This window comes from Nonomuraea sp. IBHARD001 (assembly GCF_056106265.1).
Window position 1 is genome coordinate 3,085,702 of the sequence record NZ_JBWBBW010000002.1, and the last position, 13,675, is coordinate 3,099,376.

Annotated in this window: 12 protein-coding genes; 6 read left to right on the forward strand and 6 right to left on the reverse strand. The window is 71.2% G+C overall.

The annotated features are described in order from the left end of the window. The first annotated feature begins 314 nt into the window (after nt 1–314). Genes ACTWNK_RS16210 through ACTWNK_RS16220 form a run of 3 tightly spaced genes read left to right on the forward strand, consistent with a single transcriptional unit; the run spans nt 315 to nt 2,050 of the window. Nucleotides 315–674 carry a hypothetical protein gene (locus ACTWNK_RS16210; protein WP_474304797.1) on the forward strand — a complete coding sequence of 120 codons (360 nt, stop codon included), beginning with the start codon at nt 315–317 and terminating at the stop codon, nt 672–674. Beyond that, nucleotides 671–1,489 carry an AAA family ATPase gene (locus tag ACTWNK_RS16215; RefSeq protein WP_474304798.1) on the forward strand — a complete coding sequence of 273 codons (819 nt, stop codon included), beginning with the start codon at nt 671–673 and terminating at the stop codon, nt 1,487–1,489. The genes ACTWNK_RS16210 and ACTWNK_RS16215 overlap by 4 nt, the downstream gene beginning before the upstream one ends. A gap of 33 nt (nt 1,490–1,522) precedes the next feature. Further along, nucleotides 1,523–2,050 carry a hypothetical protein gene (locus tag ACTWNK_RS16220; RefSeq protein ID WP_474304799.1) on the forward strand — a complete coding sequence of 176 codons (528 nt, stop codon included), beginning with the start codon at nt 1,523–1,525 and terminating at the stop codon, nt 2,048–2,050. On the opposite strand, the gene ACTWNK_RS16225 is transcribed toward ACTWNK_RS16220, so the two are convergent. Continuing rightward, nucleotides 2,047–3,156: a C45 family autoproteolytic acyltransferase/hydolase gene (locus tag ACTWNK_RS16225; RefSeq protein WP_474304800.1), complete on the reverse strand. Its 1,110-nt coding sequence runs from the start codon at nt 3,154–3,156 to the stop codon at nt 2,047–2,049. The two genes, ACTWNK_RS16220 and ACTWNK_RS16225, sit on opposite strands and share 4 nt — an antisense overlap. Nucleotides 3,157–3,234: 78 nt before the next feature. After that, nucleotides 3,235–4,695 carry a ricin-type beta-trefoil lectin domain protein gene (locus tag ACTWNK_RS16230; protein ID WP_474304801.1) on the reverse strand — a complete coding sequence of 487 codons (1,461 nt, stop codon included), beginning with the start codon at nt 4,693–4,695 and terminating at the stop codon, nt 3,235–3,237. A 271-nt stretch (nt 4,696–4,966) separates the two neighbouring features. Here ACTWNK_RS16230 and ACTWNK_RS16235 point away from each other — a divergent pair, with 271 nt between their 5' ends. Then, a complete protein-coding gene (locus ACTWNK_RS16235; RefSeq protein ID WP_474304802.1) occupies nt 4,967–7,249 on the forward strand; it encodes an ATP-binding protein in 2,283 nt (760 codons plus the stop codon). On the opposite strand, the gene ACTWNK_RS16240 is transcribed toward ACTWNK_RS16235, so the two are convergent. The 3 genes from ACTWNK_RS16240 to ACTWNK_RS16250 all read right to left on the reverse strand — a co-directional run bounded on the left by ACTWNK_RS16240 (nt 7,221) and on the right by ACTWNK_RS16250 (nt 11,437). Further along, complete coding sequence (locus tag ACTWNK_RS16240) at nt 7,221–8,120, reverse strand: CPBP family glutamic-type intramembrane protease (RefSeq protein WP_474304803.1); 900 nt, start codon at nt 8,118–8,120, stop codon at nt 7,221–7,223. The genes ACTWNK_RS16235 and ACTWNK_RS16240 overlap by 29 nt on opposite strands. A gap of 159 nt (nt 8,121–8,279) precedes the next feature. Then, the gene (locus tag ACTWNK_RS16245) at nt 8,280–9,413 is read right to left on the reverse strand and encodes a glycosyltransferase (RefSeq protein ID WP_474304804.1); all 1,134 of its coding nucleotides are present in this window, start codon (nt 9,411–9,413) and stop codon (nt 8,280–8,282) included. A 152-nt stretch (nt 9,414–9,565) separates the two neighbouring features. Next, nucleotides 9,566–11,437 (reverse strand): SpoIIE family protein phosphatase, encoded by a 1,872-nt coding sequence (locus ACTWNK_RS16250; RefSeq protein WP_474304805.1) that lies wholly within the window; start codon nt 11,435–11,437, stop codon nt 9,566–9,568. A gap of 129 nt (nt 11,438–11,566) precedes the next feature. Between ACTWNK_RS16250 and ACTWNK_RS16255 the strand changes: the two genes are divergently transcribed. Further along, nucleotides 11,567–12,280 (forward strand): GAF and ANTAR domain-containing protein, encoded by a 714-nt coding sequence (locus tag ACTWNK_RS16255; RefSeq protein ID WP_474304806.1) that lies wholly within the window; start codon nt 11,567–11,569, stop codon nt 12,278–12,280. 23 nt (nt 12,281–12,303) lie between these two features. Here the strand turns inward: ACTWNK_RS16255 and ACTWNK_RS16260 are convergent, their stop codons facing one another. Next, complete coding sequence (locus ACTWNK_RS16260) at nt 12,304–12,669, reverse strand: STAS domain-containing protein (RefSeq protein WP_474304807.1); 366 nt, start codon at nt 12,667–12,669, stop codon at nt 12,304–12,306. 189 nt (nt 12,670–12,858) lie between these two features. Here ACTWNK_RS16260 and ACTWNK_RS16265 point away from each other — a divergent pair, with 189 nt between their 5' ends. Next, complete coding sequence (locus tag ACTWNK_RS16265; protein ID WP_474304809.1) at nt 12,859–13,641, forward strand: SigB/SigF/SigG family RNA polymerase sigma factor; 783 nt, start codon at nt 12,859–12,861, stop codon at nt 13,639–13,641. The last annotated feature ends 34 nt before the right edge of the window (nt 13,642–13,675 follow it).

Here is a 13,675-nt window from a genome sequence, read left to right on the forward strand (position 1 = left end):
CCGGATCCGGAAATGGTGTGAACCATCGTGACGGGAGTGGCGTCTCTTTCGGTGGCCCTTGTACGGGATCGCTCCACGGACGCTTCACGAATGTTCCACAGATGCTTCACGACTGCTTCACGACTGCTTCACGGATGCGGAATGCGAGGTCGGATGTGATCGAAGCGCTAGTTCTGGGCGTGGTGACGAATGTCCTCTCCCACTACATCATTGGACTGATCACCAAACGACAAACCGAACGAAACCGTGCAGAACTCGTCACACTTCTCGAAAGCGAAGTCAGGGCGAGTCCTGAACTGGAGCACACCGAGGCCATGGGCCTGGCCGTCAGAGAGCTCGACGCCGTCGTCGAGAAGGACAAAAGCCTGGCCTGGCAGGACGACCGGCTGGTCATACGCCCCGGCGGACTGCTGCGCAAGACGCTTCCCTCCGAGCAGGAGGCGCTGGACGCACTCGTCGCCAGTGTGACCGCACGCCGCCGTGAGCTGGGCCTCCCGCTGACCCCCGAAGAGGCGCTGGCGGGCGCGGAGGCGCCGGCCAAGCCCGCTGCGGGCGACCTGCTCCCGCCCGACGCCGATGCTCCCGGCAAGCCGGACCTGCGGGCCGAGGTCCTCGCCCTGCCGACCGACGTCCTGCGGGAGAAGGAACGGCGCAGAAAGGCCTCGGAGACGTGAACGACTCCATCGCCCAGCGATTCTCCGACGTCGTCGGGCTTCATCTGATCGCCAATTTCGGCCCGGACGCGCGGCCGGGAACCGCCCTGCTCCTCGGTATCCAGGGGCCGCCGGGCGAAGGCAAGACGTACCAGGTGGAGCGTATTCTGCAGGCCTCGGGAATTCACGCCGTCCTGCTGTCGGGCGGCGAACTGGAAAGCCCCGACGCGGGCGGCCCGTCGGCCCGTATTCGCGAGGCATACAAAGAGGCCGGAGCCTATGCCGAGACCGGAACTCCGGCCGTGGTGCTGCTCAACGACGCCGACGCCGCGATCGGCAGCTGGGGCGAGCTGACCCAGTACACCGTCAACACCCAGAACCTCATCACCGAGCTCATGCACCTGGCCGACTACCCCACCAGGGTGGAGGGCAGGCAGGTGCGCCGGGTCCCGATCATCCTCACCGGCAACGACTTCACCCGCCTGTACGCCCCCCTGCGACGCACCGGCCGCATGCGCATCTTCAGCTGGCGCATGCGACCGGCCGAACGCGCCGCCGCGGTCCACACGCTCTTCCCCTGGCTCACCGAACGGCAGGCCGGTGAGCTGGTCGAGCGCTTCCCCGACCAGCCGATCTCCTTCTGGGGAGCCGCACGCCGCCGCCTCGACGACTCGGCCCTGCTCACCGCGTTGTACCGGCACGGCCTGCACGACCTGACCAGGGCCCTGGTCGCACGCGGCCGGATCCAGGGCGACGACGGCGCGCACTCCTTCGAGGACATCGTCGTCCTGGTCAAGTCCATGACGGCGGACACGGCGCACGACTACCTGACCTGACCTCCCTCCTCCTCACACCCCCAGGGACAAGGCATGGCCATAGCGAGGACCGCGACCTACACCAAGACCTACGCACGCACCGAGCTCATCAAGCTGCAGATCGAGCGCGTCCTGCTGCGCAGCACCACCGACAGGGACCACGTACGCCGCCTGCTCGACGGCATCGACAACCGCTGGATCGAGGAGATCTCCATCTACGGCCTCGACGACTCCGGCGCCTGCCACGCCGAGCTGTTCGTCAAGATCGACTGGGCGCGCAACACCCTGCACCTCTCGGCGGGGCGCGACATGGTCGAGGTGGACGCCGGATGGCAGGGCGGCATCGCCACCGAGATCGACCTGGCCCTGCAGAAGTTCGAACTCGTCACCTCCGAACTCGCCCTGCGCAAGGTGATCTACGCCCGCTACGCCTCCGGCGTCGACCACGCCCGCGTCAACACCCGCCTCGGCTTCGAGGACGCCACCCCCGTCCAATGGCGCAACGGCTACGTCGGCACCACCATGAGCATCCCCGAACTCGACGAGGTAACCGTAGGCATCAACCTGGCAGGCCAGGACTAACCCAGTGGCCCGAACGAAGTCTCCGGCGAGTACGGCTTTCCGTCGCCCAGGTAGTAGGACGTGGACAGGGTGCGGGTCGTGGTGTCGGCGATGCTGGACCACAGGGTGCGGAAGGGGAGGGCCGGGTCCTCGGCCGGGCGGACGTGGAAGAGGGTGTCGCGCAGGTCGGCCGGGGACATGACGGCGTCCTTGCTGCGTTCGTGCAGGCTGCGCAGGCGGCCGTAGGTGCCGAGGGTGTGCTCGTCGTCCTCGGGCAGGGACTTGGGGTCGGGGTGCAGGTGCAGCAGGTGGTTGGTGACGCACAGGGCGCCGTCGCCGACGTCGATGATGTGCTCGGCGCCGTCCCTGCCCCGCTCCCACACGAACGCCTGGCCGTGGGCGTCGGCCACCAGGTAGTGCAGCGGCAGCCCGTGGTCGTAGTGCTTGGCGCCGAGCAGCGCGCGCTTGGCCTCGGCGGCGGTGCGGCAGGTGTCGAGCAGGAACCTGGGCAGCTGCACGGTGTTCAGGCCGACCTGGGGCGAGGTGTGGCCGGGCGGCGAGGCGGTGGCGAAGTCGGCGATGAGCAGGACGACGGCCAGCCCGGCCTCGTTGATGCCGTCCATGGCGCCGTCGAAGTCGGCCATGCTGAGCGAGGTGCTGGCCAGACCCTCGTCGGGACGTGTGGTGATGAGATGCGGCCTGGCGGCCATCGGCAGTTCGCCGGGCTGGGAGGCGCCGCCGATGATCTCGCTGGTGGTCGAGGTGAAGAAGTCGTAGTTACGGGCGATGCGGCCGTGCCCGTCGGTGGCCGCCGACGGCGGGATCCACAACGCCGAGCAGGCCTGCGGCAGGACCGAGATCGTGTCGAAGGCCAGGTCGTCGCGTTCGGGGTCGAGGCCGAGCGCCTGCGCGGCGCCTGCCGTACGGGACAGGTGCTGGGGCCAGTGGGCGCGGAACCAGTCGCGCCTGGCGGCGCCGATCGTGGGGTCGACGGGGACGGGCTCCCAGCCGAGCCGGGCCGCCTCGGTCGCGAGGGCGGCGCCGATCTCGTGCTGGGAGCCTTCGAGGGTGAGGTGGCGGACGAGTTGGAAGTCGTGCTCACTGCCCGCTATCTGGGTGATGTCCATGGACGGAGCATGCGAGAGGGCGCCTACCGGCGGCTGACCGCGTGCTGACCGCACCCGGCCGCGCCGGGCGCGAGACGGTCAGAAGGCGACGCGCCAGGTCTGGTTGACGCTGTTGTGGCAGTCCCAGATCTGCAGCTTGTTGCCCGAGTAGGGGTTGTTGCCGGTGATGTCGACACAGCGGCCGGAAGCCGGGTTGCGCAGCATCGAGCCGGACTTCTGCCACTGCTGGTTGGCGCCTCCCGTGCAGTCCCACAGCTGCAGCGCGCTGCCGTTGCCGGTGCCTCTGTCCCTGATGTCGAGGCACCTGCCCATGGCGGTGATCTGGGCGTCGGTCCTGGCCCACTTCTGCGCCGCGGTGCCGTTGCACTCCCACAGCTGCACGCTCTGGCCGTTGTAGCTGCTGGCGCCGGGGATGTCCATGCACATGCCCCGGTAGCCGGCCGACTCGATCGGGGAGCCGTTGCCCGAGGGGTTGCCGCCGCAGCCGGAGGAGGCACGCTCGGCCGCGGTCATCTGCTTGTCGTGGAAGGTGTAGCCGGTCTTGGCCAGCGCCTGGTTGGGGCCGGAGCCCCAGAAGTCGTAGAGGTACCAGTTGTAGTGCCCCCACTTGGCCGAGGGGTAGTGCAGCGTCCAGTCGCCCTGGCCGGTGACCATGGCGGCGGCGCGGTCGACCCAGGCCAGGTGGTTGGCCGGGACCTTGAGGTCCACCTGGTCGATGAGCGTGTCCGACCAGGTCCAGGTGTGGCCGTAGGCCGCCTCGACGCTGAGCGAGAAGATCTTGCCGAACCGGAATCCGGCCTCGGCCGAGACCGAGAGGGAGTTGGAGCCGCCGGTCATCTTGCGGATGCCGGTCGTGATGGTCTGCTCGGTCGTGGAGCAGTTGGCGCCGAAGCCGATCTTCTCCTGCTGCGCGGTCCAGTGCGACAGCCGCCCCTTGGGCGCGAAGTCGCATCGGTCGGTGGCCGTGCCGCAGTCCTTGAGCATCTGCTCGGCCGAGGCGATGCCGTCGAACTTGACCGAGCTGGCCTGGTCGTTCATGGCGTCGCCGATCCACCCGATCTCGCCGTGGTACTGGGTGGCGTAGTAGTCGGCGTAGCGGGCGTCGCGGTACCAGGAGGCGCCGCAGCCGTTGTAGGTCTTGTAGGAGCTGATGGAGTCGTTCCAGCCGTGGTCGCCGAGCCAGGGGAAGGAGAAGCTGCGGCTCTCGCTGCAGCCCGAGCTGCCGACGAAGGTCAGCGAGGCCCCGGCGAAGTACGCGTCGACCCAGGCGACGGCGAGCACGGTGCTGCCCGACCCGGCCGACGCGGCGATCGAGGGAGCGCGCAGCGGGTCCGAGGCAGAGGCCTTCCCCTGCTTGACCGTGGCGTCAGGCCGGTAGCCCGACGCGGGCCTGCCCGTGCCCGACACCAGCACCGTGGCGGGCGGCCCCGCCTTCTGCACGGCGGCGGCGAAGGCGTCGCTCGCGGGAGCGGCGGCATCGGCGACCCGGCCGTCGGTGGCGGCCGAGACGGCGTTGGCGAACGTGTCGAAACAGTCCATCTTCGTACTGTCCGCACGGACCACGCAATGGCGTCCGGCGGGTGCGGCGGCCAGCGCCGGAGAGGTCGAGGCCGCGCAGAGGACAAGGGCCGCGACCGCGACCGGGACTAACGGAAACAGGCGAATTCGCACTGCGTTCACTCCTGGGTGGCTCAGAACTGATGGCATCTGCGCAGACAAGGCAACACGGGGCCGCCGCCGCCCGACCAGGCGGAGCGGCAGGCAGCTTGACAGGCGGATTCCCGCACCAGAGCCACGGCGAGAGGAAACGATGCAGGCGATCCCCGCCCCCGAACAGGGATCCACCTTCGGCGCACTGTTACGCGCCCACCGGTCGGCCGCAGGTCTGACCATCGAGGAACTGGCCGAGGCCTCCACCGTGAGCGTGCGCGCGATCGGCGACATGGAACGCGGGCACAGCAGGGGCCCGCGCCGCCGATCGGTCGAGGCCGTCGCCGATGTGCTCGACCTCACACCCGAACAGCACCGCGCCCTGCTGGCGGCGGCCAAGGCCGGAAAGCACGCCCGCCCGTACGGCTCGGCGGCCTGCGTGCCCCCGAGGGCGGTGGGCGACTTCACCGGCAGGGACGCCGAACTGGACGGCCTGCGCGCCCTGGCCGCCCTCGCGGCGGGTGGCGGCTCGGTGGTGGCCGTCGTGTGGGGCCTGGCCGGGGTCGGCAAGAGCGCGCTGGCCGTACGGGCGATGGAGGAGTTGGCGCGGCTGTTCCCCGGCGGCGGGCACTTCCTCGACCTGAGGGGCATGGACCGTACGCCGCCGACCCCGGCCGAGGCGCTGAGCAGGCTGCTGCGGGCGATGGGCGTGGACGAGGGCGCGATCCCGGCGGGCGAGCAGGAGCGCGGCGGGCTGTACCGGACGCTGTCCAGGGGCAGGCGCATGCTGGTCGTCCTGGACAACGCGGCCGACGAGGCGCAGGTGCGTCCCCTGCTGCCGGGCGCGGGCTGCCTGGTGCTGGTGACGAGCAGGCGGGCGCTGGCCGGGCTCGAGGACGTGCACCGCGTGGCCCTGGGCACGCTGCCGCCCGATGACGCCCGCGACCTGCTGGGCCGTATCGTCGGCGGGAGCCGCGTGTCGGGCGAGCCCGAGGCCGCGTCGCAGGTGGCGAGGCTGTGCGGGCACCTGCCGCTCGCCCTGCGCATCGCGGGCAACAGGCTGGCGAGCAGGCCGGAGTGGACGGTCGGGCACCTGGTCGGCAGGCTGGCCGACGGTGAGAGCCGCCTCGACGCCCTGGAGGCGGGCGATCTGCGGGTGGCCGCCGTTTTCGCCCTGTCGCACGACCAGCTCGCGCCGGGCGCCAGGCTGCTGTTCAGCCGGTTGTCGCTGGTGCCCGGCCCGGACTTCGGCCCCGCGCTGGCCGCCGTGCTCGTCGGGATCGGCCCCGCGCGGGCCGCCGCCGCCTTGGAGGAGCTGGTCGACCTGGGGCTGCTGCACCAGGCGGGCCGCCCGGGCCGCTACCGCTTCCACGACCTGATCAGGCTGTTCGCCCGTGGCCGGCTGCGCGCCGACGACCAGGACGAGGTACGGCAGGCCGCCGATCGCATGAACGACTGGCTGCTGCGCACGGCCGCGACGGCGGGCCTGTGGTTCGAGCGCGACGGCGACCCGGACGGCGAGCCGGGATCGCGGGAGCGGGCCAGGGACTGGCTCGACGAGGAGGCGGCCAACTGGTCGGCCGCGGTCGCGGCGGCGGCGCGCGCGGGCGAGCACGCCAGGGTCGTGGAGGTCGCCGAGGCCATGCACTGGTTCTCCGACCTGCGCAGGCACTGGCCGCAGTGGGAGGAGCTGTTCGGCCTGTCGTCGGCGTCGGCCAGGGCGCTCGGCCGCGTGCGCGAGGAGGCGGTGCACCTGGACTACCTGGCCTGGACGATGTCGTACTGCCTCGGGCGGCACGAGGAGGCGCTGGAGCTCTCGGCCAGGGCGCTGCTGCTGGCCAAGGCGGCGGGCGACGAGCGTGAGCAGGCGTGGGCGCTGAACTACGCGGGGGCGGCGCACCTGGCCCTGTCGCGCACGCCGCAGGGCGAGGCCGCCGGGCACAGGGAACGTGCCGCCGAGCGCTTCGCCGCCTCATCCGGCCTGCTGCTGTCGCTGGGCGACGTCGTCGGGCACACGGTGGCGGCGCGCAAGCTCGGCGAGGTCCTGCGCGAGAACGGCCGCCCGGCCGACGCCCTCGACCTGCATCGCCGTACGGCGCAGGCCTACCTCGATCCGGGGCACGGCATCGGGGCCACCCAGACGCAGCTCGGGCTGGCGATGTGCCTGGCCGAGATCGGGCACGACCTCGGCGCTCTCGGGCGGCACGGGGAGGCGGCCGAGCACTTCGGGCAGGCGCTGGCACATTTCCGCTCGGCCGACGACCGCGCCTCGCAGGGCCTCACGCTGCTCGCCCTGGCCCGCGCCCACGCCCGCGACGGCGAGCACGGCCGGGCGCGGGCCGCTTGCGAGGAGGCGATCGGCGTGTTCGAGGCGTCGGGCGACCTCGCGGGCGGCCAGCGGGCCAGGCGGGAGCTCAGCGGGTACGGAGACGGTGGCGCATGAGCCACATCCCGGTCGAGGCGAACAGCAGCAGCGAGAGCAGCGAGCCGGGCGCCACGCTGGTCAGCAGGTCTCCGCTCCCGTCGAAGACGAGATGGCCGTTGAGCAGCAGGGGAGTGGTCAGGGCGTTGCCCGCGGTGTGCAGGACGACACCCGGCCAGATCGACCCGGTCAGCACCCGCAGCTCGCCGTACAGCACCGACAGGGCCGCCGTCCCGGCCAGCACGGACACGACGAACAGCGACCAGGGCAGCGAGGTCGTGGTCGCCAGGTCGGCGGGCGACATCCACACGGCGTAGAGCGGCAGGTGCCACAGCCCCCACACCATGCCGACGAGCAGGTGCGGCGCGACCCCGCGCAGGCCGAGCGCCATGGCGGTGCGGGTGCCGTACCCCCTGAAGGCGAGCTCCTCCAGCACGTTCTTCACCAGCAGGAAGCCGATCGTGGTGGCGACCGCCTCCAGCAGGGGCGCGCGACCGGGTGCGGGGGACAGGGAGAAGGTGCCGGTGCCGAAGGCCACGGTGGCCAGCACGGCCAGCGCCGTGGCCAGGACGGGCGTCAGGAGGGCGAAGGCGAACCACCGGCCGCGCCCGGCGAGGCGCACGGTCATCCCGAGCGGTCCCGCGCCGTCCTTGAGCACGAAGCGCAGCAGGACGGCGCACAGGGCGGGGGCGAGGATCCACAGTCCCTGGCCGGGTGTGCTCCCGCTCGTCGAGGTGGTCTGGCCGGCGCCGGTGAGCTCGCCGCCCGCCCGGTCGAGTGCGACGAAGAGCCAGCCGCCGCCGATCGCGACGGCGGCGAAGACGGTGAAGCCGATCCAGGCCCGGATGCGGGAGACGGGCGGGGCGGCTTCGGCTAAGGAGGGCAGGCTCATGACAGTGCTCCGTCCGGAGGAAAACGCTGGTATCTGATAGATATATCTAACAGATATGCGATCCGGAGGCAAAAGACCGGAGACAAAGACCGGAGGCAAAAAAATGCCGCCTGCCGTACCCCGGGGTGGGGTGGGGTACGGCAGGCGGAGGAGGTGGGGTCAGCGGGCGAGCGCCAGGGCGTCCTCGTAGACGCGGACCAGCTCCTGGCTGATGCGCTCCCAGGAGTACCTCGACCTGGCGCGGTCGGCGCCGGCGAAACCGATGGCCGAGCGGCGGGTCGGGTCGGCCAGCAGCTCGCGGATGACGCGGGCGGTGCGCGCGGGACGGTCCGGCGGCACCAGCAGGCCGGTCACCCCGTCGACGACCGAGTCGAGGTGCGCGCCGACGGCCGAGGCGATGACCGGCACGCCGCACGCCATGGCCTCAAGGGCGACCGTGCCCGCCGAGGTCTCACGCGGCAGCGAGACCACCACGTCGGAGCCTCGGATCAGCTTGGGCACCGAGGAGTGCGGCACCCGGCCGAGGATGCTGAGCCGGTCGGCCACGCCGTTCTGCACGGCCAGGTTGCGCAGCCTGCGTACCTCGCGGTCGTCGTCGAGCTCCTCGGCGCCGGGACCGCCCACCAGGACGAGCTCGGCGTCGGGGATGCCGGCGAGCGCCCTGATCATGGTCGGCGCGCCGTCCGCCGGGCCGAGACTGCCGATGTGCAGCAGCCTGGGGTGCGAGGCGCGCGGCGCCGTGATGCCCTGGCGGCGGAACTTCTCCACGTCGACGCCCTGCGGCACGACCGCGATGTTGCGGCGCGGCACGCCCAGCCTGATCAGTTCCGACTCCTCACCGCCCGACCCCGCGATGACCGCGTCGGCCCGGCGGCCGATCGCACGCTCCAGCTCCAGCTGCTTGGCCTGACGCGGCGAGCCGAACTCGTGGAAGGTCTGCGTGACCGGCACGTCGAGCCCGCTGGCCCCGGCGATGGCGGCCAGCCCGCCGGTCCAGGAGTGCGCGTGGATGACGTCCGGCCTGTCCTTGTCCCAGCGCCGCATCAGCCCTTCACCCACCTGCGACAGGTACGGCATGAGCTCCTCGGCCGTCAGGGTCCGCACGGGGCCCGCGTCGAGCTGCTCGACCGTGACGCCCTGGTGCAGGCGGACACGGGCACGCTGGGTGGCGTCGGTCCTGCGGCTGTAGATGGTGACGCGGTGCTCACGGCCGAGCTCACGGGCTGCGGCGATGAGGTGGGCGCGCTGGTGGTCGGCGTAGACGGCATCGGAAGCGACGATCGCGATGTTCATGGCACACCTCGGACTTTTGGGCGCTCGGCCCGGGGTCGTTCAGGTGTGCCTGCGTCTTAGGCACGACGAATCTAGAACGAACATACCCTGATCCCCGCCAGAAGCAAACCCGGGCCCAGTCGATCGTCGAGCAACGGTCAAACCTCCGGGCCTCACGTCGCCCTGAGCGCCAGCACCACGACCTCGTCCCAGACCCGGCCTTCGGAGAAGGCGTGCCGGTCCTCCTCGACGGCCTTGACGACCGCGGCGGGCGACTGACCGGCGCACCTGGTCAGCACGTCGAGCAGCCGTTCGTCGCCGTAGGCCGCGCCGGAGGCGTCGCGCGAGGAGACCAGGCCCTCGGAGTAGAGCACCAGCGTCTGGCCCTTGCTCAGCGTCAGGTCCTCCACGGCCGTCTCGGCATCGGCGGTCAGGCCGAGCGGGAGGCCGCCGCCCTCGGCGAAACGCACGCCGCCGTCGGCGCGTAGCAGAGCGGCAGGGTGGTGACCGGCCGAGACCAGGCGTACGGTGCGCCCTCGGACGAAGGCACACGCGGCCATGACGAACAGGCCGGTGCCCTGCTTGGTGAGGGCGTCGTTGACCTTGTGCATGGCCTCGGCCGGATCCTCCTCCCACACGCTCAGCACGCGCAGGCCGCCCCTGACCATGGCCGTGACCGACGCGGCCTCCTCGCCCTTGCCGACCGCGCCGCCCAGGGCGAAGCCCCAGCCGTCGCCGATGGGGAAGACGTCGTAGAACTCGGCCCCGACCGACGCGCCCGGATGGTAGATCGCCGCGGCCTCGAACCCGGGCACGTCGGGAAGCGTGCGCGGCACCACGGTGGTGCTCAGCGCCTCGGCCGCCCTGCTGCGGTGCTGGAAGGCGCGCTGGGCGCGCATCGCCAGCCCCAGATGCGCCCCGATCTCCTCCATCAGCCCCAGATCGGCCAGGGTGAACGGCGGGCGCTCGTGCGAGCGGATCAGGGTGAGCACGCCGCCGATCGCGTCCTCGCGCCCGCCGCCGTGCCCCTCGCCCTGACCGCCGATCGGCACGCACAGCAGCGATCCGGCGCCCATGGCGGTCAGCAGCGGGCCCTGCGGCGTGGTGCCCAGCAGCGTCTCGTCCTCGACCATCTCGTGCACCGCGCCCGTGCCCTGGGTGAGCACCTGGGTCACCGCGAGCGCCCGCAGCGGGTCGGCCCGCTCGACCACGGGCACGAGCGAGTCGGCCACCTGCTCCTTGGGGCCGAGCACGACCGCGCGCCTGGCCGGGGCGCCCGGCTCGGTCACGTCGACCACCACCCAGTCGGCGAACTCGGCCGCGAGCAGCCTGGCCGCGCGCACGGCGGCGACCGGCCTGCGCAGGCTCTCGTCGTCGAGCAGCAGCCTGGTCATGGCCGCGAGCAGCTCCTGCCGCCTGGCCGAGGCCATGAGCAGCATGCCGTCGGACGGCCCGGCCGCGGCCGCGCCCTGCTCGGGCAGGCGTACCTCGGTGGGCAGCGCCACGGCGGCGACCATCTGCTGGGGCTCGCCCGGCAGGGTGAGCCTGGACAGCGCCAGCTGCACCGTGTGCACCTTGCCCTGGTGGGCCAGCCTGGTCTCGAACGCGGCCGTCGAGCCGGTGCGCAGCACGGCGGTCAGATGCGAGCGGAAGGCGGCCCGGCGCGAGACGTCGACCAGCAGCGGGAAGGCCCTGCCGACCAGGAACCCGTCGGGACTGCCGAGCAGGCGCGAGGTCTCGGCGTTGATCCGGCGCACCACGCCGCCGCCGTCGAGCACGGCGACAGGCACGGGGAAGACCCGGAAGACCTGGCGCAGCAGCTTCAGCTCGCGCTGGGAGGCGCTGTCACGGCCGCCCGTGCGCTTGGACCCCCGGCGCATCTCGGCCTGGGCCGCGGCCAGCAGGTCGAGGGCGGTGTCCAGCTCGGCCAGGGCGGCCTGCAGCGTGGAGGCGACCTCGTCGGGATAGGCGGAACCGGCTCGGTGCAGGGACGAGATGCGCTCGGCGAGCTCGCCGACCGCCTGCTCCATGGCGGGAAGAGTCAAAAGGGCATCCTTCACGGCCACAATGCGAAAGATCAAAGATTATCCGAACGGACGAGCAGGTCGACCGCTCCCGGCAGACGCTACGCCACGAGGGATTAGCCTTGCCATCCAGGGAAGGGGGTCAGTGCGATGGACACCATGCGAATGATCACACCGGCGCTGGCACGCGACCTGGCCGCTCTCGGCAGGGTCGGCGAGGACACCTCGGCCGAGAGCGTGCTGCGCGGCCTGACCACCACACTGGCGGGCGGCCTGCGCGGCTGCTCGGGCGGCTCGGCCGAGCTGTGGCGCGAGGACAGGGTGCTGGTATCCGGCTCCCACAGCGAGCTCATCATGCTGGCCGACGGCGAACGCGCGCTGGGCGAGGGGCCCTCGATCGAGGCCAGGCGCGGCGGGCACCGGGTCGTCGTGACCGACCTGCTGCGCGAGCGCCGATGGCCCGGCTACGCGGGACTGGCCGCACGCTGGGCGGTGCGCTCGGTTCTGGTCATGCCGATCGAGCTCGACCCCGTCCTGCTGGTCGTCGGCCTGTACTCCGTGCGCCCCCGCGCCTTCAACGCCCAGCAGGCCAGCCCGCTGGCCGAGATGCTGGCCGAACAGGTGTCGGTGGCGATGACCAATCTGTGGGACTTCGAGGAGGTGCGCACGGGCGCCGCCCAGATGCAGGAGGCCATGGCCGGCCGCGCCATCATCGACCAGGCCAAGGGCATCATCATGAAGACCAGCGGCTGCACCGCCGAGGCCGCCTTCGAGGAACTGCGCAGGATCTCCCAGCACCACCAGGTCAAGGTGGCCGACCTGGCCAAACTCCTGGTCGACGAGCACCAGAAGAGCAGCGCCTGACCAGCAGTGCTTAATTCATGGGCCTAACCGATGGCCCGTACGGCCTGCTCGACGGTGTCGTAGAGCGGCAGCCGCTCGGCCAGGCCGGTGATCCACATCACCTTCGACTTGGAGTACTGCACGCCGACGAGGGCGAAGCGCCCGCCGCCGCCGAGGCTGGACTGCCAGTGGTGCACGATCAGCCCGAGCGCGCGCGAGTCCATGAACGTCACACCGGCCAGATCGAGGATCAGGTCGGGGCCGTGCGCCGCCTGGCACTGGGCGAGGTGGTCGGCGAACTGGTCGCGGGTCGTGGCGTCGAGAACACCGTCCACGTCGACGACGGCGATCCCGTCAACGCTAGAGGTGGCCAGGATCAGGGTGGGTGACCCTTCTCCGTTGCCAGGCACCGTCACAGTCGCTCCTTTCGACATGGGCCACCATACTGTCCACGGCACCCCTGGCATACTCCCGGATTTCATGCCATACTGGCGACGAGGTCCAGCAGAGGGCTTCGCGACGAGTCGCGACTTCTGTCTGGGCTTTTTGCTTGCCCGGCAGACGGAGCGGCTGTGAATCCCATAGCCGGGAGCAGCAAGATGACGGTCCAGGAGCAGATCAGGCACCTCGACGACATGACCGCGGAAGAACTTCTCGCGGACATGGTGTGCGAGGACACCCCCGAATATCGCAGAGAACTCCTGCGCGAGCGCATCGTGGAGATGCACAAGTCGCTGGCGATGGAGATCGCCCGCCGCTACCGCTACCGAGGCGAGCCGCTGGAGGACCTGCTGCAGGCCGCGTACGTCGGCCTGATGAAGGCGGTCAACGGCTTCGACCCCGACCTCGGCCACGCCTTCAGGGGCTATGCCGTCGTGACGATGACCGGCGAGGTCAAGCGGCACTTCAGGGACAGGACCTGGGCGATCAGGGTCCCGCGCCTCTACCAGGAACGCCGCTCCGAGCTCAACCGCCTGCTCGCCGATCTCAGCCAGGTGCTCGGCCGCTCGCCCACGGTGGCGGAACTCGCGGTCAAGATGAAGATCTCCGAGGAGGAGGTCCTGCTCACGCTGGACGCCTCGGCCGCCTACAGCACGCTCTCGCTCGACGCCCCGCTCGGCACGGCCGACGACTCCGCCTCGCTCGGCGACGTCATTCCCGAGAGCGACGACTCCCTCGGCATGCTGGTCGACAGGGAGGCGGTCAAGCCGCTGATCGACGCGCTGCCGCCGCGGGAGAAGAACATTCTGCTGCTACGGTTCTTCGGCAACATGACACAGGCCGAGATCGCCGCCGAGTTCGGCATCTCACAGATGCACGTCTCCCGCATCCTGCGTAAGGTGCTGGAGCAGCTCAGGGCCGGTCTGGTGGCGGATCGCTGATCGGTGACACGTGAGACGCAGCACCGGATGGGCG